Annotated in this window: 18 protein-coding genes and 1 pseudogene; 10 read left to right on the forward strand and 9 right to left on the reverse strand. The window is 69.6% G+C overall.

Annotated elements, in window-relative coordinates; translation table 11 throughout:
- Positions 1–361: 361 nt before the first annotated feature.
- Both ACIRDU_RS37750 and ACIRDU_RS37755 read left to right on the forward strand, forming a co-directional pair.
- Positions 362–1,540, forward strand: coding sequence for a Cmx/CmrA family chloramphenicol efflux MFS transporter (locus tag ACIRDU_RS37750; RefSeq protein WP_403588592.1), 1,179 nt, complete (start codon positions 362–364; stop codon positions 1,538–1,540).
- A 156-nt stretch (positions 1,541–1,696) separates the two neighbouring features.
- Positions 1,697–2,104, forward strand: coding sequence for a DUF6193 family natural product biosynthesis protein (locus ACIRDU_RS37755; protein ID WP_403588594.1), 408 nt, complete (start codon positions 1,697–1,699; stop codon positions 2,102–2,104).
- A 90-nt stretch (positions 2,105–2,194) separates the two neighbouring features.
- Here the strand turns inward: ACIRDU_RS37755 and ACIRDU_RS37760 are convergent, their stop codons facing one another.
- The 7 genes from ACIRDU_RS37760 to ACIRDU_RS37790 form a co-directional block, all read right to left on the reverse strand.
- The gene (locus tag ACIRDU_RS37760; protein ID WP_403588596.1) at positions 2,195–3,193 is read right to left on the reverse strand and encodes a YdcF family protein; all 999 of its coding nucleotides are present in this window, start codon (positions 3,191–3,193) and stop codon (positions 2,195–2,197) included.
- 574 nt (positions 3,194–3,767) lie between these two features.
- Positions 3,768–3,986 carry a hypothetical protein gene (locus ACIRDU_RS37765; protein WP_403588598.1) on the reverse strand — a complete coding sequence of 73 codons (219 nt, stop codon included), beginning with the start codon at positions 3,984–3,986 and terminating at the stop codon, positions 3,768–3,770.
- A gap of 341 nt (positions 3,987–4,327) precedes the next feature.
- The gene (locus ACIRDU_RS37770; protein ID WP_403588600.1) at positions 4,328–5,749 is read right to left on the reverse strand and encodes an MATE family efflux transporter; all 1,422 of its coding nucleotides are present in this window, start codon (positions 5,747–5,749) and stop codon (positions 4,328–4,330) included.
- A 5-nt stretch (positions 5,750–5,754) separates the two neighbouring features.
- A complete protein-coding gene (locus ACIRDU_RS37775; RefSeq protein WP_403588602.1) occupies positions 5,755–6,783 on the reverse strand; it encodes a cysteine synthase family protein in 1,029 nt (342 codons plus the stop codon).
- Between the two features lie 25 nt (positions 6,784–6,808).
- The gene (locus tag ACIRDU_RS37780; protein ID WP_403588604.1) at positions 6,809–8,167 is read right to left on the reverse strand and encodes a Y4yA family PLP-dependent enzyme; all 1,359 of its coding nucleotides are present in this window, start codon (positions 8,165–8,167) and stop codon (positions 6,809–6,811) included.
- Positions 8,158–9,159, reverse strand: a complete 1,002-nt coding sequence (locus ACIRDU_RS37785) for an ornithine cyclodeaminase family protein (protein WP_403588606.1) — start codon at positions 9,157–9,159, stop codon at positions 8,158–8,160. The genes ACIRDU_RS37780 and ACIRDU_RS37785 overlap by 10 nt, the downstream gene beginning before the upstream one ends.
- Positions 9,160–9,213: 54 nt before the next feature.
- Positions 9,214–10,209 carry a TauD/TfdA family dioxygenase gene (locus ACIRDU_RS37790; RefSeq protein ID WP_403588608.1) on the reverse strand — a complete coding sequence of 332 codons (996 nt, stop codon included), beginning with the start codon at positions 10,207–10,209 and terminating at the stop codon, positions 9,214–9,216.
- A 357-nt stretch (positions 10,210–10,566) separates the two neighbouring features.
- Here ACIRDU_RS37790 and ACIRDU_RS37795 point away from each other — a divergent pair, with 357 nt between their 5' ends.
- The 6 genes from ACIRDU_RS37795 (at position 10,567) to ACIRDU_RS37820 (ending at position 18,355) form a co-directional block, all read left to right on the forward strand.
- A complete protein-coding gene (locus ACIRDU_RS37795; protein WP_403588610.1) occupies positions 10,567–12,126 on the forward strand; it encodes an ABC transporter substrate-binding protein in 1,560 nt (519 codons plus the stop codon).
- Positions 12,111–13,133 carry an ABC transporter permease gene (locus ACIRDU_RS37800; protein WP_403588612.1) on the forward strand — a complete coding sequence of 341 codons (1,023 nt, stop codon included), beginning with the start codon at positions 12,111–12,113 and terminating at the stop codon, positions 13,131–13,133. Before ACIRDU_RS37795 ends, ACIRDU_RS37800 begins: the two co-directional genes overlap by 16 nt.
- The gene (locus ACIRDU_RS37805; protein WP_403588614.1) at positions 13,130–13,969 is read left to right on the forward strand and encodes an ABC transporter permease; all 840 of its coding nucleotides are present in this window, start codon (positions 13,130–13,132) and stop codon (positions 13,967–13,969) included. Before ACIRDU_RS37800 ends, ACIRDU_RS37805 begins: the two co-directional genes overlap by 4 nt.
- Entirely contained in the window at positions 13,966–15,501 is a 1,536-nt protein-coding gene (locus ACIRDU_RS37810; RefSeq protein WP_403588616.1) for an ABC transporter ATP-binding protein, read from the forward strand. Before ACIRDU_RS37805 ends, ACIRDU_RS37810 begins: the two co-directional genes overlap by 4 nt.
- 475 nt (positions 15,502–15,976) lie before the next feature.
- A complete protein-coding gene (locus tag ACIRDU_RS37815) occupies positions 15,977–16,474 on the forward strand; it encodes a peptidylprolyl isomerase (RefSeq protein ID WP_403588618.1) in 498 nt (165 codons plus the stop codon).
- Positions 16,475–17,032: 558 nt separating this feature from the next.
- On the forward strand, positions 17,033–18,355 hold the full coding sequence (locus tag ACIRDU_RS37820; RefSeq protein ID WP_403588619.1) for an aldehyde dehydrogenase family protein: 1,323 nt from the start codon (positions 17,033–17,035) through the stop codon (positions 18,353–18,355).
- Between the two features lie 185 nt (positions 18,356–18,540).
- On the opposite strand, the gene ACIRDU_RS37825 is transcribed toward ACIRDU_RS37820, so the two are convergent.
- Complete coding sequence (locus ACIRDU_RS37825; protein WP_403588621.1) at positions 18,541–18,957, reverse strand: hypothetical protein; 417 nt, start codon at positions 18,955–18,957, stop codon at positions 18,541–18,543.
- Between the two features lie 388 nt (positions 18,958–19,345).
- Between ACIRDU_RS37825 and ACIRDU_RS37830 the strand changes: the two are divergent.
- Positions 19,346–19,492, forward strand: a pseudogene (locus ACIRDU_RS37830) (IS5/IS1182 family transposase); the annotation flags it as partial.
- A 128-nt stretch (positions 19,493–19,620) separates the two neighbouring features.
- Here ACIRDU_RS37830 and ACIRDU_RS37835 read toward each other — a convergent pair.
- Positions 19,621–20,091, reverse strand: coding sequence for a MerR family transcriptional regulator (locus tag ACIRDU_RS37835; RefSeq protein ID WP_403588623.1), 471 nt, complete (start codon positions 20,089–20,091; stop codon positions 19,621–19,623).
- 59 nt (positions 20,092–20,150) lie between these two features.
- On the opposite strand from ACIRDU_RS37835, the gene ACIRDU_RS37840 reads away from it, so the two are divergent.
- Entirely contained in the window at positions 20,151–20,948 is a 798-nt protein-coding gene (locus tag ACIRDU_RS37840) for an SDR family NAD(P)-dependent oxidoreductase (RefSeq protein ID WP_403588625.1), read from the forward strand.
- Positions 20,949–21,221: the final 273 nt, after the last annotated feature.

A 21,221-nucleotide genomic window follows, 5' to 3' on the forward strand; every position in this document is an offset into this window, starting at 1 on the left:
GGACGATCCAGATGGCCATCGAGAAAGACAACTGGACGGCCCGCCTTGTCGTGGCCCTCTGCGCTGCAGCAGTGGCCCTGCTCAATGCGACTAGACGTTGGGGGACATGACGTTGGTTGCTCAGTCCAAATGCCGGTGAAACCGAGGTGCCTCGACGAGCATCAGTCGGGTACCGTGCGTGCCATGTCGAGTCCTGAGTCAGACAAGGTGGGGGCTTTCGGTCACGCCGTCAGCCCCCTGAACCACTGAGCTCGTAGCCCTGTCGTCGCACCGCATTCTGCGGGCGGGCGAGGGTGCCCTTGGGGCTGGCCGCGGTGACGAGATGACCTTCTCGTGCTTCTCCTCACCTCGGAGCCACTCGATGCCTCTCCCGCTGTATCTGCTTGCCATGGCGGTCTTCGCCATGGGTACCTCGGAGTTCATGCTCGCCGGCCTGCTGCCGGACATCGCCTCAGATCTCGGTGTCACAGTCGGGACAGCAGGCACGCTCACCTCGGCCTTCGCGGTCGGTATGGTCATCGGTGCTCCCCTTGTGGCCGCGCTTGCCCGCAACTGGCCCAGGCGCTCCGGCCTTCTCGGGTTCATCCTCACCTTCGCGGCAGCTCACGCCGTGGGCGCCATCACCACCAGCTTTCCGGTCCTGTTCGCCACCCGGGTAGTCGCCGCGCTCGCGAACGCAGGGTTTCTCGCCGTCGCTCTCACGGCTGCCGCCGCGCTGGCCCCACCCGACAAGAAGGGACGTGCGCTGGCCGTGCTGCTGTCCGGCACCACGGTGGCCACGATCGCCGGTGTCCCTGGCGGGTCGGTACTCGGCACGGTGCTCGGCTGGCGGGCCACATTCTGGGCCGTCGCCGCTCTCTGCCTGCCTGCAGCTCTCGGCATCCTCAAGGCAATCCCGGCGGGACGTGTGAAGCAAGAGGCGACTGTCGGGCCAGCCTTGCAAGCGGAGCTCGCCCAGCTCACAAGGCCGTCGTTGATTCTGGTGATGCTGCTCAGCGCGCTGGTGAACGCAGCCACGTTCGGAAGCTTCACCTTCCTCGCCCCCGTCGTGACCGACGTCGCCGGGCTGGGAGAATTGTGGATCTCTGTCGTTCTGGTGCTCTTCGGTGCCGGTTCCTTCGCCGGGGTCACCATCGCCGGCCGGCTGTCCGACCAGCGTCCCGGCCTGGTCATCGCAGTCGGAGGCCCTCTGCTGCTCATCGGCTGGCCGGCCCTGGCAGTGCTGGCCAACAAGCCGGTCGCCCTGTTCGCCCTCGTGTTCGTGCAGGGCGCCCTGTCGTTCGCGCTGGGCAGCACCCTGATCACGCGGGTCCTCTATGAGGCCACAGGAGCCCCGACCATGGCTGGCTCGTACGCGACGGCGGCACTCAACGTCGGCGCCGCCTTCGGACCCCTCATCGCCGCGACCACCCTCGGCACCGCAGTTGGAAATATCGGGCCGCTGTGGTCGAGCGGGTTCTTGGTCGCAGTTGCGCTGCTCATCGCATTCCCTCTTCGCACAGTGATCGCGGCTGGCCGGAGCGTCGAGGTGCTCCAGTGACGCATGCGAACGCTCCTTTGACCATTGAGGGACGCCGACGGCTTGCGGAGCGAGCAAATCCCACTTCCGGTCACTGAGTTCGTATCGGCGCATCCGACCATGATCTGCCAGGGAGTGATCTTTGATGACGGGCAGCAGTGCCCGCACAATCACGGCATGACCAACACTGTTGAAGCAGCCTGGCGCAGGATCCTCACCACGGCCGGCGAACCTCGCCGACCGGAAGAATCGCCGCTTGCTGCTCCGTTTGCCGAGCTGGTGCTGGTGGCGCATGCCGAGCCGCTGCTTCGCCAGCTCTACCCCTGGGCCGGTATGTGGGAGCTGCACTTCAGCAGGTGCACGGAGATCCGCCACACCTGGGACCTCCCCTACATCGGCACCCTGGGAGACGGCCGGTACTACGTCGACGGGCCGAGCCGAACCAGCCCGCGGATCGCCGAGACAGACAGCGCGCAAGCTGCGGTAGCGATGGTCGTCGATCGCCTGCCACCACATTGCGGCCCAGCCTTCATCGGCAATGCAGAGGAACTGGCCGCCTACGAGAGATCGCGGGGCAAAAGGTAGAAACGAGATACCGATCTCGCGTCGGCAGCTCAAAAGGCACCTTTGAAGACGGGCCCTAAAGAACCCTTTACGAGGTTTGCCGCCGGCGCTTCAGTGCTCGAAGAGCGCCGTCGCCACCGGCACTGCCAGCAGCAGGCTGAGTCCGACCAGGGGGAGGCGGTCCAGCCACAGGATGGCGGCGAATTCGCGCAGTGTCGCGGCCAGCCAGTAGGCGGGGGAGGTCGGCGCGCCCACGACGTGCACGGGCACGCCGACGCGGCGGGCCAGCAGGGTCGTGCGGTAGACGTGGAAGCCGCTGGTGACCACCGTGGCGCAGTGGCCGGGAGTGGCGCAGTCCACGAGGGCCGCGCTGAAGCGGAGGTTCTGCCCGGTGTTGACGGAGCGGTCTTCCCGCACGATCCGGTCGGCGGGCACTCCGCGTCCGCGCAGATAGTCGGCCATCGCGTCCGCCTCGGAGCGGACCTCGTCGTCGCCCTGGCCGCCCGAGACGACGAACACCACACGAGGCGTGTCCGGTGCGCGGGCGGCGTCGATCGCCAGGGCGCGCTCGAGCCTGCGGGTCAGCAGCGGGCCGGGCCGGTCGCCGTTAAGCCCGGCGCCCAGGACGACGACATGGGTGGTTTCCGGCAGGGGGATGCTTCGGCCCCGGACGAAGACGTAGCCGGCGAAGACCAGGAAGAGCAGACTGAGGTATCCCGCGGCCGCGTTCACCGCGAGAACGAGGGCACCGAACGCCTCACCGCCGACCGCGTGGAAGACCACCTCGAGGCCGAGCACCGCCAGCACCGCGCAGCCGGCGGCCCCGGTCGCCAGCAGGGCTGCCTGCGGTCCGTAGCGCCGGACCAGGAGGACGCCGTCGGCCAACAGCAGCAGGCCCAGTGCGAGCGCCAAGAGCAGGGCGGCGACGGCGAGGACGGTGGCGATGGTCGGGTGGGCGGCCGCACTGCGAGCGGCCACGCCGAGTCCGGCAGAGGTCACCGCGAGGCAGAACAGGACGCCGGTGGAGAACCGGTGCGGTGCCAGCAGGGCGTTGACGACCCCGCCCGCGGCGAACACGACCGCGGCGAGGTACTCCGGGTACTCCGGCATATGCCGCACCGCTCCGCTCTCCCGCCCACCGGGCCGCTGCCCGCACCCGCCCGCCTCTCGCCGCCCGCGGGTTCCCGGACCCGGTACGGACTGCTGCCGGCCATCCTCCCAGACCTGCTGTGGTGCGCCGAACACGCGCGGGCGGCGGTGCGTCCATCGGAACCGGCACACCGTGCCGGTGGTCCTGCCCGGCAGCCGCGCAGGACACACAGATGGACGTGACGCCGAGCCTGGTCGCCCGCTCAGCGACAGCCAGTGCCCCGGCCACCGCCCTACAAACCCCAGCGTCAAGCGTGAAGTCGCGCAGTTCACCGGCCGCCGACAGGAGTAAGTGCCGCCGCGTCACGGCATCGACACGCACACTCGTCGTACCGACCAGTCGGCCTTCCCACTGGCGCGCAACGCGGTGGATCACGTCGGCTACGTTCTGCGCTTCTCACCGGCCTCCGGCTCGACCTGCAGAGCCACCCGCGTAAGTGCCCTGCGTTCACATGCTCCTGAAGTTCTGTAATCAGCAGAGTTGCGGCGGCCAGGTCAAGATCACCGTGTCCCTGTCGCCCACACGGAAGGCGGGCTATTCGACCCCGACCACTCCGGCGGCTGCGAGGACTCCAATGATGATCAGGAACACTCCTACGATCAGCGGACCAGTCCGCACGGTGGACTCCCCAGCGGATGCGGTCGCCCTGCCGAAAACGTTGCGCTGGCTTGTGGTGGCGCGCGCGAATTTCTTGCTGTAGATGATCAGTAAAAGGCCTGCGAGGATGCCGAATGCCGAGAGGAAGATTCGCACCCAAACTCCTGGTGTTGAAATGTGGGGCCTGAGCCCGCCCCAGGGACTGGGGCGGGCTCAGGTTTCGGTTTCGGTTCTATGACTACGAGTGGTTGTTTCGGTCAGAATTGAATCTGCAGCTTTCGTGCGCGAGATGTCGAGGAGATCGGCGAGGTCGGCCGGGTAAGCGAGCGCCTCACCCACGGGCGCTCAGGATCGGCGGAGGATCGGAGCGGTCAGGGCGTCGAGAGCGGCGGCAAGCAAGCCCTTCCTGATGTCGGCGAATCGTGTATGCAGCCTGTGGATACCTCCTGCCCGTCCGTTCCCGAAGCGGTGCCAGGCCGGGGGCCGCGCACGCTCGATCAGCCGGCTGTCGCTTCCTCCTCCACCTCCGCCGGGATCGCGGCAGCGCGTGCCGCGAGACCGCGGTGGTAGCGGCGCAGGAGGAGCAGGGCCGTGGCGGCGAGGCCGGTGAGGAGGCCGAGCCAGACGCCGGTGGTGTCGAGTCCGGTGAGGTGGCCGAGGACCCAAGCGGCGGGGAGGCCTATGGCCCAGTAGCCGATGAGGGTGACGTGGAAGCCGCCCTTGGTGTCGTCGAGGCCGCGCAGCAGGCCGACGCCGATGTTCTGCGTGCAGTCGAAGAACTGCAGGACGGCCGCGATCAGCAGGAGGTCGGCGCCGATCGCGATGGCCTGGGTCTCGTCCGGGGAGAGGAAGGGGCGCAGGACCAGCTCGGGGGCGAGGAGGTAGACGGCGGCGACGACGGCCATGACGGCCGCGGCGCAGGTCAGGGCGGTGTTCTTCAGGCGGCGGGCGGCGTCGATGCGGCCGAGGGCGAGTTCCCGACTGACGTTGATGGAGGCGGCGTGGGAGAGGCCGACGGCGATCTGGAAGACGATGTAGATGAGCTGGTTGACGGCGGTGTGGGCGGCGAGGGCGGCGCTGCCGAACGAGCCCACGATGAGGGCGACGACGAAGAAGAAGCCGGCCTCGGACCCGTAGGTGGCGGCGATGGGGGTGCCCAGGCCGATGAGGCGGCGCAGCGTGCTCGGGCGGGTCTTCCAGACGCGGATGTCAAGGAGCGGGGCGAGCTGCGGATCGCGGGCGGTCGACGCGTACAGGGCGAGGCAGGTGAGCAGGTACACCAGGGAGGTGGCGACGCCGATGCCCGGCAGGCCCAGCTCGGGGAGGATCCCTGTGCCGTGGATGAGGCCCCAGTTGAGGGCGGCGTTGACGGCGATGGACGCGAGGGTGATCTGGAGCAGGGCCTGGGGGCGGCGCATGCCGACGGTGAACTGCCGGATGGCCTGGAACCACAGGCAGGGGATGAGGCCCGGGGCCATGGCGTAGAGGACTGGCTTGGCCGCGTCGACGACGGAGGCGTCCTGGCCGAGCCAGGCGACGGCGTGGCCGATCAGGATCATGAGGATGGCGCCGGCGAGTCCGGCGAGGGTGGCCAGGGCGAGGGCCGCGCGGACGAGATCGCGTACGTCCTCGTCGGCCTCGGCCCGTGCCGTGTCGGTGTCCGCCGTTTCGGCGCGGGCTGCCGCGGCGGCAACCTGGTTGCCGACAGCGGTGACCATGCCGACGCCCATGGTGCGCAGCTGGTTGAAGATCACCATGGCGAGGCCGCCGGCCGCGAGGGCCTCGGCGCCCATGAGGCCCATCATCACGGTGTCGGTCGTGGTGAGGGCGACCTGGGCGAGCTGGGTGAGGGCGAGCGGTACGGCCAGGCCGGCGAGGGCCCGGCTGTCGGCCAGCAGGGTGCGTATGGGTGTCGGCATCGGTGTCAGTTCCCGCGGAGCTTGGTGAGCAGTTCGTCGATCTCGCGCTCGACCGTGGGGTCGATGAGGTCGCGAGCGTTCATCCAGTCGTCGTTGAAGACGGTATCCATGTACTTCTCGCCGCCGTCGTTGACGAACGCGACCATAGTGGTCTCGGGCGGGAGGGACGCCATCCGGGTCAGGGCCTCGTACACGACTCCGCCGGCCGAACCGCCGATGAGGAGGCCCGTCTTGCGGGCGACGACGCGGGCGGTGGCGAAGGCTTCGACGTCGCCGACCTTGACGCCTTCGTCGATCATTTCGAAGTCGACCAGGGCGCCGATGGTGGCGCCCTCGGGGGTGCCGGTGCCGGACTGGTAGTAGTCGTGGGCCGGGCCGCCGAAGGCGATGGAGCCCTTCGGTTCGACGCCGACGATGCGGACGTCCGGGACGGTGCGGCGCAGCTCGCGGCCCGTACCGCACAGCCCGCCGCCGGTTCCGACGGCGCCGATGAGGATGTCGATGCGGCCGTCGAGGGCAGCGTCCAGCTCACGCCCGACGGCGTGGTAGCCGACGCCGTTGGCCGGGTTGTTGTGCTGCTCGGTGAAGATGGCGTTGTCGTCCTCGTCGGCCATCTTCTCGGCGAGGTCCTCGCGGGCGGCGGTGGCCAGTTCCTCGGTGCCGTCGTCGACGACATAGACGAGCTCGGTGCCCATGGCCTTCATGCCGCGCAGTTTGTCGGCGGCGGCGTGGTTGTCGACGACGGCGGTGAAGGTGTAGCCGCGTTCGGCGGCGATCACGGCGAGGCCGAGGCCGGTGTTGCCGGAGGTGGACTCGATGATGCGGCCGCCGGGGCGGAGTTCGCCGGCCGCTTCGGCGGCGTCGATCATGGCGCGGGCCATGCGGATCTTCGCGGTGCCGGTGGGGTTGAACTGCTCCAGCTTGAGCAGCAGGCGACTGCCGTTCTCGGTTCTGCACAGCTCGAAGAGAGGGGTGTAGCCGATGAGGTCGGAGACACGGCTGACGACGGCGGGGCGCATCAGGTCCTTGTGCATGAGGGACTCCAGGTGAGGGGGCGGGTCAGGAGGGCGGGCGGCGGTCGAGCCGCCAGCGGATGCGTCCGTCTGCTTCGCCGACGACGACCTTCGGGGGGAGCGGAAGGTCGTGGAAGGGTGACTCGTTGGAGTCCATCTGGTATCCGGCGGTGTTGGGGTAGACCAGGAGGTCCCCGGGGCGCGGCCGGGCCGGGAAGGTGACCTTGCGCCAGGTGAGCATGTCCGACTCCAGGCAGGTGGCGCCGCCGACGCAGGCGCGTACGGGTGCGCCGTCCGGCCGGTCGCCAGTGGTGAGGAGTACAGGGTCGGGGAGGTACTCGCTGTTGAACCACTGCTCGGACAGGCTCAGGCTGGTGCCGTCCACGGTCAGGATCGCGTACCCGCTCCGGTCCTTGATGCCCTGGACGCGGAAGACGGTGCAGCCTGCCCGGTCCAGTAGGGCGCGGCCGGGTTCCATCAGGAGCATGACCCCCGCCTCGCGGAGCCGGTCCGCGAGCGGGGCACCACTGCCGGACGGAGCGGCGGTGAGAACGGCCCGCAGCGCGTCGGCGCCGGCGATGGGTGAGTGGTAGGGGTAGAAGTCGGCCGTCGTGAAGGACTTGCCTGCGTGGTAGTCGCCGGGGCCCTGCTCCCGTAGGAACCGTTCCCAGTCGCTGGCCGCCGCGTAGTCGACGGCGAAGCCGCCGCCGATGCTGATGCGGTCGGCCTGCAGGCCCATGACGCGGGCCTTGAGGCACAGCTCGACGAGTTCGCCCGCGAGGTCGGCGCGGGGCTGGGTGGCGTAGCCGGACAGGTGGAAGGAGAAGCCCTCCATCCGTACGGCGTCGGCAGCCTCCGCGCACCGCTCCAGGGCCGTGGCCAGCTCGGCGTCGTTCAGGCCGAAGCGGCTGTGGGGCTGGGCCGGGGGGAGTCGGCGCAGCAGCAGCCGGGCCGGGCGGGTGACCGTGGTCAGCGAGACGACTCGGTCCAGTTCGTCGAGCGCGTCGACGGCGATCAGGCAGCCCTGCAGGACGGCGACGCGCAGCAGGTCGTCGGACTTGGAGGGGCCGGTGACGACGATGCTCTCGCCGCGTACGCCGTGGCCGAGCGCCTCTCGGAGCTCACCCAGGGAGGCCACGTCGACACCCGTGCCGTGCACGGCACACCGCTCGATCCAGGCGGCCGCCTTGTTTGCCTTCTTGGCGTAGTACACGCGGCCGTCGACGCCCGCCTCGTCGAGCGCGGTACGGAAGGCGGTGACGTTGACGTCGAAGCGTTCGGGCAGCAGCAGGTGGACCGGTCCGCCGAACGCGTACGCCAGCTCGTGCGGCAGGTCGCCGTGCAGGATCGTGTCGAGCCACGGGTCGGGGTGGGCCGGCAAACTCGGCGGGGGCGTCACTGCCACAGCGGCACCCGCGTTCCGGCGCCCTGGGCGAGGGCGAGCTGGGCGAAGCGGTGGCCGAGGGCGATGTCGGTGACGACGAGACCGCTGTTGTACGCGAAGATGCTCTGACCCGCGTCGGTACGTCCGGACGCACGGCCCGCAAGAATCTCGGGGAACTCGGCGTCGACGTCACGGAGTTCGCCGTTCTCGTCGGCCATGTCGGTGCCGGTGACCTTCATCTGCGCGGCGCTGGTGGCGATCACCCGGTCGGCGCGGTGGAGCGTGGAGGGCGCGATGCCGTGGCCGACGAGGATGCAGAGAGCGGCGGGCTTGAGCCAGCCGGCCTCCACCTCCGCGCTGTGGGGCCCGGCGGTGGCGACGACCACGTCGGCGGCTCCGGCCGCGGCGCGCAGGTCGTCGACGATCTCGACCTCGCGGTCGGGGAAGTGGGCGTGCAGCTGCTCGCGCACGGCGCGTATGCCGTCGGGGTGGGTCCCGAAGACCATCAGCCGGTCGAGCTGGGGCATGGTGGTGAGGAGGAACGGCAGGGCGAGGCGGCCCTGCGTACCGGTGCCGATGACCAGGGCGGTGCGGCTGCCGGGTGCGGCCAGCTCGCGGGCGAGCAGGGCGGACACGGCGGGGGTGCGCAGGGAGCCGATGCGACCGCAGTCCATCATGGCGACGGGCAGACCGGTCACGTCGTCGTAGATCGTCAGCGCCGTGTAGTAGTGCTGCTTGTCGCGCTCCTCGTGCAGGCCGTGCTTGTACGAGGTCTTGATGGCGACGACGTTGCGTACGCCGTCGCGACCGAGCATCGCGTACGAGACGGAGTGACCGTCGGCAGGCTTGACCGTCAGCTTGCGCGGGTTGTCCGACTGCCCGTCGGCGAGCGTGCGGTACGCCTGTTCGACGACGTCCACGACGTCGGTCAGCGTGATGTCGATGCCCGCGATGTCACTGGTGCTGAGCACGCACAGGCTTTTGTCGTCCGCGAGTTCGAGGCTGGCGGTCATGGGAGTCCCCTTCGTCCGGTGGGTGTCCGGTGGATGGATGCGGCGAGCGGCGGATTACGCGTACGCCTGGATCGCGGCCTGGCCGTAGCCGTGCTCGTGCGCCTCGGCGGCGGGCCGGGTGCGGCGGCCGGGCACGCGTACGGAGGCCCGCTTCAGCCAGCGGTCGGTGCCGTCGTAGCGGGCCTGGAAGGGCACACGGCCGTGGACGACGAGGTCGTTGTCGACGACGAGTACGTCACCGGGCTCCAGGCTGACGGCCACGGACACCCGGGCCAGTTCGTCCTCCAGCCGACCGTACGCGGCGCGGTGTTCGGGAGTGGCGTCGTCGAGCGGAGTGTAGGCAGGATCGAATCGGAGGGTGAGTCCGTCCCCGGATTCCCACACGGTCGGCACCTTCGGCGGCAGGCCGTCGAAACCCTGCGCCTCGGCGTAGGCGTCGTCGGGCAGGATCGGAAGCTCCGGGCGGGACAGCAGCGCCACGTCCTCCTCCGCGAGCCGCGCCTTGCGGATGCTGGCGGCGGTGGTCGCGATGCGGTCGTGATTGCGCATGCAGCCGAGCATCAGCAGGTGAGCGCGGCCGGGGTGGAAGGCGTCCTCGGTGTGCGGGCTGAGCAGGACGGTGCTGCTGGCGCCGGTCTGCTCCTGCTCGTGGCCGGGGCTGGGGACGATGTTGTGGACGAACCGGCCGTCCTGCTGGCCGGCCCAGGCGATGGGGTTGCCCATCACCGTGGCGAGCAGCAGCAACAGCACGTCCCACACCGCACCGCTGTCGCCCGCTGCGGCCCAACTCAGCGGCGTGGAGCCGATCTCGGCGTCGTCGACGGGCAGACCGCGCAGCACGAACAGGCCGTCTGCGGTGTCGACCGGGCGGCACTGGTGACGAATCGTTTCGCTCAGACCGGCCGCCGTCTCGGCGACACGCTCCAGCAGCTCGGGCCGGGTGGCCGAGCTGCCAAACTCGTCGACGATCCTCTGCGCCGCTCGGGTCAGTTCGTCGATCGTGGCGTCATCGAGCGCACGGACAGGGGCGGGTGCGGGCGCCGGAGTCATGGCTGGGGTGTTCCGTTTCCGTTGCGGGACGTGCGGGAGGAAACCGGGGCGAGGCCGGAAGATGGCATGCGAGGTAAGACCCCCGGAAGGAAGCGGAGGCCTGAATGGCGTGGCCGCGTCAGCAGCCGAACGGGAACGTAGCAGGGCGAATCAGGTAAGGCAATCCTTACCTTGAGGCGGCAAGTCACCGTCGCCAGAGGTTAGTTCACCGTTGAATCGCCTGGTCAAGACCAACGCCTGGATCATTTCGGACTTCACGCCCGTAAGCGACCCGCCCCCTTGTCACGGGCATGACTCTTAGGGTAGGCACACCTAAGTAGTATTGATTTTCGGTATGAACAAGCCAAGGACGGACGCGTGGAACTGAATCGACGGCAACTGCTGTGGGCCGGTGGCGGCATCGGCGCGGCGGCCCTGCTGGCCGCCTGCGGAGCCGACGGCGACACGTCGTCCCCCGACAACGCCAAGAACACCACGGCCAAGCCGAAGGCCGGTGGCACCCTGCGCGTCGGCGCCCTCGGCCGAGCGAACGCCATCACCCGTGATCCGCACGGCAGTCAGGCCAACGAGAGCGACTACCTCATCCTCTCGCTCGTCTACGACACCCTCACCATCCCCGGTGCCAAACCGAACACCCTCCCCCGCCTCGCCTCGTCGTGGACGCCCTCGGACGACATGAAGACCTGGCGCTTCACCCTCGCCAAGGGCGCGAAGTTCCACGACGGCTCCCCCGTCACCGCAGAGGACGTCGTCTTCTCGCTGCGCCGCCTGCGCGGCACCCCGTCCGGCGCCTCCCGCCTGCCAGGCATCAAGGCCGCGAACATCAAGGCCGAGGGCGCGGACACCGTCGTCCTCGTCTCCGACTACGCCAACGCCGAGCTTCCGCTGCTCATGCGCCTGACAACCTTCATCGTCAAGAAGGGCACCACGGACAAGGACATCGAAAAGGCCCCCGGCACCGGCCCGTTCAAGCTGGAGTGGTTCCGCGGCGGCAACGCCCGCCTCGTCCGCAACGACGACTGGTACGGCGGCAAGGTCCTCCTGGACGCCATCGAGGTCAAGATCTTCGAATCCCCGCAGGCCATGGCCAACGCGCTGCTCGCCGGCCAGATCGACGTCGCCTCCAACGTCGGTGCCGTCGCCGCCCGTACCGCCGAGAAACGCAAGGACGTCCAGGTCGTGCGCCGCCCCAACGACATGGCGATGCCCATCGTCATGCGCACCGCCGCCGGCTCCCCCTTCGCCGACCCGAAGGTCCGCGAGGCGCTGCGCCTGGCCGTAGACCGCGAGGCCATGGTCAAGCAGGTGCTCTCCGGCTACGGCTCGGTCGCCAACGACATCCTGGGCACCGGCGACCCTGTCTACGCCAAGGATCTCCCGCAGCGGGCCCGCGACCTGGCCAAGGCCAAGTCGCTGCTGAAGGAGGCAGGTTTCGACCTGTCGAAGACATACGAGCTGATGACGACCGAGGACGTCCCCGGCCTCGCCGAGATGGCCACGCTCTTCGCCACCCAGGTCCGCGAGGCGGACGTCAAGATCAAGGTGGTCAAGCAGGAATCGGGCGCCTTCTGGGACAAGACCTGGCTCAAGGGCGACCTCTACACCACGTACTGGGGCACCAACGACTCCGTCGTCTTCTTCGCCAGCAAGGTCCTGCTCTCCGAGAGCGGCACGAACGAGACCGGCTGGAAGAACCCCGCCTTCGACACCGCGTACCGCACGGCGATGGCCACCAAGGACCCGGCGGCCCGCGCCAAGCTGCTGCACGAGGTGCAGAAGATCCAGTACGACTCCTCCGGCTACCTGCTGTGGGGCATGGCCGACGGCATCGACCTCGCCGGCGCTGCCGTGCAGGGCCTGCCCACGCTGCCCGGTTACGGCCGGGTCCAGCTCGAGCGGGCATGGCTGAACCGCTGACGGACACCGCCGAGCGGCCGGGTGCCGGGACGACCGGAGGGAAGACCTCCGCGCCGTCCCGGCCCTGGCTGTTCGCGGGTGTCCGCCTCCTCGGCCTTCTCGCGCGCCGGGCCCTGCTGCTCGCCGTTCTCCTGGCCACCCTCTTCGCCGCCGTCGAGCTGCTGCCCGGGGACGCGGCGACGGCGACGGCCGAGCGCGGCGAGAGCGCCGCCGACCTCGCCGAGCGTCGCCACCTGCTCAACCTGGACCGGCCGGTGCTCGAACGGTTCGCGGACTGGATGACCGGCCTGCCGACCGGCGACCTGGGGACATCGGCGCGCGGAGAGCCGGTCGCCGACCTGCTCGCCCGCCCGTTCCCCAACACGCTCCTGCTCGGCGCTCTTGCGCTGCTCGTCACGCTCCTCGCCTCCCTGGCGCTCGGGGGTTGGGCCGCACTCCGGCCCGGCGGCAGGACGGACCGGGCCGTCTCCGGCAGTGCGACGGCCGTCCTCGCCCTGCCCGAGTTCGTCGTCGCGGTGGCCCTCGTCCTGGTCTTCGCCCAGTGGCTGGAGTGGCTTCCCGCGGTCACCCTGGCCGACAGCGACGGCGCTCCCAGTTCCTGGCAGATGCTCGTCCTGCCGGTCGTTGCGTTGTCGATCCCCCAGATAGGCTGGAACACGCGGATCGTTCGGGCCGCCCTCGCCGACGAGGCCAGGGCACCGCACGTGGAAACCGCCGTCCTTGACGGACTGCCGAATCACCGCGTCCTGCTCCACCACGTGCTGCCCGGCGCGCTGCCCGCCATCGCCGCCGGCCTCGCCACCTCCACCGGCATGCTCCTGGGCGGCGCGGTCGTGGTGGAGACCATCTTCAACTACCCGGGCCTCGGCGCAGTCCTCGCGGGAGCCGTCACCGACCGCGACAGCCCGGTCATCGCCGGAATCGTCGCCGTGACCGGCGCCGTCATCACCTGCGTACTCCTGCTCGCCGACCTCGTCCGGGCCTGGGCATCCGGAGGACGCCTGTGACCACCGCACCCGCCGCGCGGCGCACCCGGCTCCTTCGGGGAACGCTGTTGCGTACCCTCCCCGCACTGCTCCTGGTGCTTCTCGCCGTGGCCGGACCCTGGCTCGCCCCCCACGCCATCGACGCCCCCATCACCGCCCCGTACGCCGAAGCCGGTGACGGAGCACCCCTCGGCGGCGACCAGCTCGGCCGCGACGTATGGACCCGACTCCTCGCCGGCGGTCGCGCACTCATCGCCACGTCCCTCGTCGTGGCGGCCCTCGTCACCGTGACGGCCGCCGTCCTCGGCACGGTCGCCGCCGTGCGTCCCGGGATCGGACGCGCCATCGACCGGGCGGCCGACGTCCTCATGCTGCTGCCGCCCGTCCTCGGCATCCTGCTGGTCGCCTTGTCCTGGCCGGCCGGCGGCCGGCTCGCGCTGATCGCCGCCGCGTACGTGCTGGGTGTGCCGTACGCGGTACGGCTGGTGGCGGCCGCAGCCGCGCCTGTCGTGGCGTCCGGCTACGTCGAGGCGGCGGCGGCCGGTGGCGAGCGTCTCGGCCACCTCGTGGTCAGGGAGGTCCTGCCGAACCTGCGGGCCACGCTCCTCGCCCTGTTCGGCCTGCGGTTCGTCGCCGCCGTGTACGTCGTCGCCACGGCCGGCTTCCTCCAGGTGGGGCCCCAACCTCCCGCTGCCGACTGGGCGCTGATGATCCGGGAGAACGCCGGCGGCATCCTCCTCAACCCCTGGGCCGTTCTGGCCCCCAGCATCGCCATCGGCCTGCTGGCCATGAGCGTCAACCTGGCCGCCTCGGCGCTCGTCCCGCCCGGCGGCCGCAAGGCGGTGACCGCACTGTGAACCACCTGCCGCGCTGGTACGCGGACCAGCAGCTCCCGGCGAACGAGACTGTCGTCCGCGTGGACGGCCTGACCATCGCCGGACCGGACGGCCGGCTTCTCCTGGAGAACGGCGGCCTCGAACTCCGCACCGGCCGGGTCATCGCCCTCACCGGCCCCTCCGGCTGCGGGAAGACCACCCTGCTACGGGCCGTCGCCGGTGTCCTGCCACCCGGCGCGCGCCGCGCCGCCGGCGACATCGACGTCCTCGGCCGCGACCCGTTCTCCCTGTCCGACGTGGAGCGACGCGAGCTGCGGCGCCATCGCCTCGCATATGTGGGGCAGGATCCCGGCTCGGGCCTCAACCCCCGCATGAAGGTACGCCGCCTGCTCGCCGAAGTCGCCGCCGACCGCACCCCGGAAGCACTCACCGCGCTCCTCGACGAGGTACGACTCCCCACCGACGGGGACCTGGCCGACCGACGCCCCGGCGCCCTCTCCGGCGGCCAGCAGCGACGCGTCGCCCTCGCCCGCGCACTGGCCCGCCACCCCGCCGTCCTCCTCCTCGACGAACCCACCGCCGGCCTCGACCCGCACCTGCGCGACGAGATCGGCGAACTCCTGCGCCACCTGGCGGAGCGCCACCACATCGCCATCGCTCTGTCCTGCCACGACGCGGACCTCGTCGCCCGGCTGGCCGATGACGTCGTGGAGCTCCGCCCCGGAACCGGCACGCCCACCCGACGCGTCCCCGCGCCCAGGGCCGCACGCCCCGAGGAGGCCGAGAGGCTCCCCGTACTAACTGTCACCGGACTCACAGCGGACTTCAGCCACCGAGGGCGCCCGGTCACCGCCCTCCACGGAATCGACTTCACTTTGCCCACGGGCGGCAGCCTGGGCCTCGTCGGCGCCTCCGGCTCGGGCAAGACCACTCTGATGCGCACCGTCGTCGGCCTGCACCGCGCCACCGGAGGAACCGTCACCCTCCACGGCACCCCGCTGCCCGCCTCCGCCACCCGCCGCACTCGCGAGCAGCGCCGCGCCATCCAGCTCATCCCCCAGAACCCCCTGGGCACGCTCAACCCCAGCCGCACCATAGGCTCAGCCATCCGCCGCCCCCTCACCCTCCACAACCGCACCCCTCGCCCACAGCGGGACGAGCGCGTCCTCGAACTCCTCGAACAGGTCGGCCTTCCCGCCGGCTTCGCGAGCCGCTACCCCCACGAACTGTCCGGCGGCCAGCGGCAGCGAGCCTCCATAGCCCGAGCCCTGGCGGCCGATCCCGAGATCCTCGTGTGCGACGAGGTGACCTCCGCCCTCGACGCGGCGACCGCCGAGGCCGTCATGGACCTGCTGGGCGAACTCCGCACCCGGCGCGAGCTCGCCCTCGTCCTCATCAGCCACGACCTCCGGCTCGTGGCCGACCGGACAGACACCCTGCTCGTCCTGTCGGAAGGCCACGCCGTCGAACACGGCGCCACACCCGACCTCTTCTCCCAGCCGACCCACCCGGCCACTGCGGCCCTGCTGGGAGCGGCGGTGCCCGCCGACTGAGCAGCGCGGCCCTCGACCGCCGCCGCGGGCCGCGGAGAGCCGTCATGCCGAGGGAGCCGCGACCGGGCTCGGGACGAAGGCGCTGGTGTGTTCCACGTCTTCTGCCCCCTTTGACGCGGGGGCCGGCGGCGGTCGGTGCGGGCGCTGGCCGCGCGCTGATGTGCCCGAACGATCGTGGAGTCCACTGAGAGGTCCCAGTCGATCCCGCCTGCAGCGTCGGCCTCGGCCCGAACCGCATGCGGCAAACGCTCCCACGTCCTGGTGATCTCGCTACCTGCCACAACGACCGTTGATGACCGGCAGGAATGGCCGCAGCCGCTCCCACTCTGCATTCGTCAGATCCTGCTCAAGGACATCACCGAACGCAATTGGCGCCACCTTCGTCTATGCCGGCTTCGACGTCACCACACGCACACGGAGGGGTCACCGGGGTACCCGAGCCGGTCCGGAGGGCGCCAGGTGTCAAGATGGGGACATGACTATCAAGGTATTCTTTGACATCACCATCGACGACGTTCCCGCCGGCAGGATCAACATGAACCTGTTCGACGACGTCGCCCCCAAGACCGTGGAGAACTTCCGCGCGCTGGCGACCGGCGAGAAGGGCTTCGGCTATAAGGGCTCGTCCTTCCACCGCGTCATCCCTGAGTTCATGCTCCAGGGCGGTGACTTCACCCGTGGCGACGGCACAGGCGGCAAGAGCATCTACGGCGAGAAGTTCGCCGACGAGAACTTCACGCTCAAGCACACCAAGCCCGGCCAGCTCTCCATGGCCAACGCCGGCCCGAACACGAACGGCTCGCAGTTCTTCATCACCACGATCGTGACGTCGTGGCTTGACGGCAAGCACGTCGTGTTCGGTGAGGTCGCCGACGAGAGCAGCATGGACGTCGTACGGAAGATCGAGGGTTACGGCTCACGGTCCGGCCGTACCTCGGCCACCATCACCATCGCCGACTGCGGCACTCTCTGAACCCTACGCCGCTTGTGCGGGCCGTAGTGGGGGTGATCGGTTCGGGCTGCACGGCACGTACGCCTCCCGTGCCCCTGGTCCTGGATCAGGTTACGGCCACCCGTCCGATGTGTGCGAAGCACAGCGCGGCGCCCGAGCTGGAAGGGCCCGTGAGGACGACGGGAACGGTCAATCGCGGCTGACCATCACAAGGCTGGTAGCGGTTTCAGCTGTGGTGCTGAAGAGGGAGCTGCCCTTGAGGGGTGTCGGGATCAGACGGCTTCCCGACACCCGCCCCACACAACTGGTTCGCGCCCGACCGGGAAACTGGACGCCGGATGACGTGATGCCGTCCCAGGCTGGAAGCTGGGTCCGAGCGGCTCACTACGGTCGAAGGGGCGCCGGGTGTGTCCAGCCGCTGACGCGCCTCCCCCGCCGCCCAGCGCGCGTGTCCCGAACGACGGTCGGAGGCTCGACCCGCTGTGACACACGGCACGGATGCGGTGCGGAAACGATGGAATGCAGGGCAGCGGGCAGAAGGTTGGCATATACATCTGACTGTGAGCCCGTGAGGTACCCATGAACCACTCCGCCCCTGAGCAGCCCGCCGACGTCGTCGCCCGCCTGCGCGCCACTTTCCGCACCGGCCGGACCAAGCCGGCCGAGTGGCGCATGACCCAACTGCGCCGACTGCGTGACATGCTCACGGAGAACGGCACGGACCTGGCAGCCGCCCTCCACACCGACCTGGGCAAAAGCGCCACAGAGGCCTTCCGCACCGAGATCGACTTCACCGTCCGCGAGATCGACCACACCCTCGACCACCTCGCCGACTGGCTGCGGCCGGAGCCCGCCCCTGCCCCGGCTCACCTCGGCGCCGACGTAACGGTCTGGACGCAGTACGACCCCCTCGGCGTCGTCCTCGTCATCGCGCCCTGGAACTACCCGGCACAGCTTCTGCTCGCCCCCGTGGTCGGTGCCCTGGCCGCCGGCAATGCGGTGATCGCCAAGCCGAGCGAGCTGGCCCCCGCCACATCCGCCGTCCTGGCCCGGCTGTTGCCGGCGTACCTCGACGCCGACGCGGTCGCCGTGGTGGAGGGCGGGGTTCCCGAGACCACGGCCCTGCTGGCCGAGCGTTTCGACCACATCTTCTACACCGGCAACGGCACAGTCGGCCGTATCGTGCTGCGCGCCGCCGCCGAGCACCTCACCCCGGTCACCCTCGAACTCGGTGGCAAGTCACCGGCGTTCGTCGACTGCGGCACCGACCTGGCCGTCGTCGCGGACCGGCTGACCCGCGGCAAGTTTCTCAACGCCGGACAAACCTGCGTCGCCCCCGACTACGTCCTTACTGATCCGGAGACCGCGGCGGCTCTGGAGCCGTTGCTCACGAACGCCGTGAAGGCGCTGTACGGCAGCGACCCGGCAGCCTCCGGCGAGTACGGACGAATCATCAACGAACGGCACTTCGACAGGCTCACCGGCCTGCTTGACTCCGGCCGCACCGTAGTGGGCGGCACGAGCGACCGGGCGACGAAGTACCTCGCGCCCACCGTTCTGGCCGACGTTCCCCCCGACGCGCCCGTCATGCGGGAGGAGATCTTCGGCCCCATCCTCCCGATCGTCACCGTCCCCGGACTCGACGAGGCGATCGACTTCATCAACGACCGGGACAAGCCGCTCGCCCTGTACGTCTTCACCGAGTCCGACGCGACGCGGCGCCGGTTCGCCGCCGAGACCTCCTCGGGCGGCCTGGGCTACGGCCTGCCGCTCGCCCATCTCACCGTCTCCGACCTGCCGTTCGGCGGGGTGGGAGAGAGCGGCATGGGTAACTACCACGGCCGCTACTCCATCGAGACCTTCAGCCACCGCAAGGCGGTCCTGGACAAGCCGCTGCACTGACGCCCACGGCCGGGGTCGACGCGGCCTCGGCTCACCAAGGTTCTAATCTGCCTGCCGCCCAGCACCTATGTCGGGGTCACGGCTCCATGATCAGACGTGCCCCGGATGGAGACGAGAGGCGCGAGCTACCTGTGGCGGCCTGTCTGTCTCGGAGTTCGGCGAAGCCGCCCAGTGACTGGGGGCCGCTAGTCGTTCAGGTCGCGTGCGCTGTTGATAACCGCTCGAAGTTGCAGCCACGACGGATCCGATACGGATGCCGTGGCGACGGTTTCCAGGTCGTCCGGTTCCCAGGTCCGCTCGCCGTCGGTCGTGACCAGATGTGCCCAAAGGTCGCCGTCATCGGGAACCTCGGATGGTGCCTCCAAGAACGCGGCCACCGCAGCTTGCGGTGCGGTGGCGTCGGCGCCTTCGGCCTTGGTGGAGGTCGCCCTCGCAGGCAAGAGCAGAAGATCGCCCGTTCCGTCGACGATGACGATCTCGCCTGTCGCTGTGCGGCTCATCGCGGACACCGGGATGCCGGCGAGCACGTCATGCTCTACCGCCTGTGGAGCTTCGATGCCGACCTCTATGAGGGTCCCGGTGGAAGTTCCGACCCAGAGCACGTCGGGTCGGGTTCCGAACGTGATGTTGTGGCGTGACCAGCGTGCAACTGGTCCAGCCACTCCAGTGGGTAGGGGTAGCACGGGTTCGGCTCACCGAGGGTTGTCGCCATAACACGGCGGAGCGAAGGAAGTTCGAAGACTTCCAGCGAGTTGTCGTACACGTTGCCGCGGATCGCGAGATGGCGTCCGTCCGCACTGAAGACAGGCGTCTCGTAGCCGCCGGCATCCCAGCATGCGCATCGACGCAGCAGTGCTCTCGGGGTCGAGCCGTGCGAATAGCCCGAGGGTCGCGCCCTGATCGCTGGCAAGCGTAGCGACCAGGCCGCAGCCGGGGTGCTCCGTGATGCCGGTATCCCAGCGGGGGCCGGTGCCGACAGCTCCCGAGGCGAGGCACCTCCGTCGGCGCGGCATCCGGGCCGTCATCCCACAGCACGCCGACCAGATTGGCCACCGTCTTCGGCGAGGTCCCGCCGGAGGCCGCCCGCCCGGCTTCGACGCTGAGAAGTACAAAGAGCGCAATACCGTCGAGCGGTGTATCCCTGCTGGTCGACGTGCACGATCAGGCTGTCGTGACCGTCGATCACCTCGGAGATCACGCGGGTCTCGATGGTGTTCGACCACGCGTCCAGGGGCCGAACCACTTGGGCAGCCCGCACGGTTCTCTCACCGCGTCCCAGAAGTCGTTGAGTGTCTCGACCAGCCGACCGATGCTGCCGGCGGAGTTGTGGACGCATCCGCTACGGAACTCCCGTCCCTATCCGTTGTGGCCGACCCGGCGATGATCGCTTCGCCTGCGTGGATGATCGAGCTGAGCATGGCGTGGGCGGCTTGGAGCTGTTCGATGGAGCGGCTCAGGCGCTCGCGTTCGTGCTTGAGGTCCTGGGCCATTTCCTCGCAGGTTGGCGCCAGGATGGCTCCCTCTTCAGCCGTGCAGGGCAGCACCTCCCGGATCAGGTCAGTATTCAGCCCGGCCGCCAGCAGGATCCGGACCCGGCGCACGGCGGCCACGTCGGACTCGTCGAACTCTCTGTAGCCGCTGGCTCGCCGCTGCGGTCGCAGCAACCCCTGCTGCTCGTAGTACCGCAGGCTCCTGGTGCTGACGCCGGTGCGCCTCGACAGCTCGCCGATGAACATGTGACTCCCGGCACAGAAGTTTGACTCTGACATTGACGTCAAGGTCTAGCTTAGCCGCCATGTCAACGAACCAGAGCACTCAGCAACGTTCGACCATCGATCCGAAGACCCTGGCAGGCAAAAGGGCTGTCGTCACCGGCGGCACCATCGGTATGGGCCGGGCCATCGTCCAAGCCCTGACCGACCGCGGCGCCGAAGTGATGTACACCGGGCGCAGCGACCAGCGGCTCGCCGAGGCCCAGGCGGCGCTCGACTCCCCGCTGGCCCACCCGGTGCGCTCCGATGCCACTGACGCCATCGCCATCGCCGCCCTCGGCGATCAGGTCGCCGACCGCCTCGGCGGCATCGACTACCTGTTCATCAACCAGGGCATCGCCGAGTTCCAGACGCTCGAAGAGGTCACAGAGGAATCGTGGGACCGCATCTTCGACGTGAACGCCAAGGGTGCCTTCTTCACCGTCCAGCGACTGGTGCCGCTGATGTCTGAGGGTGGTTCGATCGTGTTCACCACCGTCTCCAACGACCGGATCTTCCCCGGCCTCAGCGCCTACTCCGGGGCGAAGGAGGCTGTCGCCGCCTTCGCGAAGGTGCTCGCCGCCGAGCTGCTTCCCCGCAAGATCCGCGTCAATGCGATCGCCCCGGGCTTCATCCTCACCCCCACCATGGGCGTCGCCGAACTGACCGACGAGCAGCGCGCCGAGTTCATCGAACAGGGCAACGCCTCCACGCCGATGGCCCGAGGAGGCACCGTGGAAGAGGTCGCCGCCGCCGCGCTGTACCTGGCCGCCGAGGCTACCTTCACCACCGGCGTGGAACTGCCCGTGGACGGTGGGTTCGGCCAGGGTCTCGGCGAATGACCGCCTCCGCCCGGTAGGCGGCGTTCTCCTGCGACCGGCTGAGCCGGTCGCAGGAGAACGTGAATTCTGCGTGGCGACCACGTCGCAACCGCCCTACCCCAGGTCGCCCGCCTCCACAACCGCGCCCGCACGCCCCAACACCTCCGGCGCTGCCTCGCGCTCAAAGAAACAGGTCCTAACTGATCGTTTCAGAATGAGTTTGGCTCACACGCTTGGCAGTTGGGCTGGTGGGCGGCAGAGTTCTGCGGGTGTCGGATGATCTTGTGCCTGATG

The sequence above is a fragment of the Streptomyces sp. NPDC093598 genome (assembly GCF_044764825.1).
GTDB lineage: Bacteria > Actinomycetota > Actinomycetes > Streptomycetales > Streptomycetaceae > Streptomyces.

Coding starts and splice junctions, on each gene's coding strand:
- ACIRDU_RS37750 (WP_403588592.1), top strand. CDS start 362: ATGCCTCTCCCGCTGTATCTGCTTGCCATGGCGGTCTTCGCCATGGGT.
- ACIRDU_RS37755 (WP_403588594.1), top strand. CDS start 1,697: ATGACCAACACTGTTGAAGCAGCCTGGCGCAGGATCCTCACCACGGCC.
- ACIRDU_RS37760 (WP_403588596.1), bottom strand. CDS start 3,193: ATGCCGGAGTACCCGGAGTACCTCGCCGCGGTCGTGTTCGCCGCGGGC.
- ACIRDU_RS37770 (WP_403588600.1), bottom strand. CDS start 5,749: ATGCCGACACCCATACGCACCCTGCTGGCCGACAGCCGGGCCCTCGCC.
- ACIRDU_RS37775 (WP_403588602.1), bottom strand. CDS start 6,783: ATGCACAAGGACCTGATGCGCCCCGCCGTCGTCAGCCGTGTCTCCGAC.
- ACIRDU_RS37785 (WP_403588606.1), bottom strand. CDS start 9,159: ATGACCGCCAGCCTCGAACTCGCGGACGACAAAAGCCTGTGCGTGCTC.
- ACIRDU_RS37790 (WP_403588608.1), bottom strand. CDS start 10,209: ATGACTCCGGCGCCCGCACCCGCCCCTGTCCGTGCGCTCGATGACGCC.
- ACIRDU_RS37800 (WP_403588612.1), top strand. CDS start 12,111: ATGGCTGAACCGCTGACGGACACCGCCGAGCGGCCGGGTGCCGGGACG.
- ACIRDU_RS37815 (WP_403588618.1), top strand. CDS start 15,977: ATGACTATCAAGGTATTCTTTGACATCACCATCGACGACGTTCCCGCC.
- ACIRDU_RS37820 (WP_403588619.1), top strand. CDS start 17,033: ATGAACCACTCCGCCCCTGAGCAGCCCGCCGACGTCGTCGCCCGCCTG.
- ACIRDU_RS37835 (WP_403588623.1), bottom strand. CDS start 20,091: ATGTTCATCGGCGAGCTGTCGAGGCGCACCGGCGTCAGCACCAGGAGC.
- ACIRDU_RS37840 (WP_403588625.1), top strand. CDS start 20,151: ATGTCAACGAACCAGAGCACTCAGCAACGTTCGACCATCGATCCGAAG.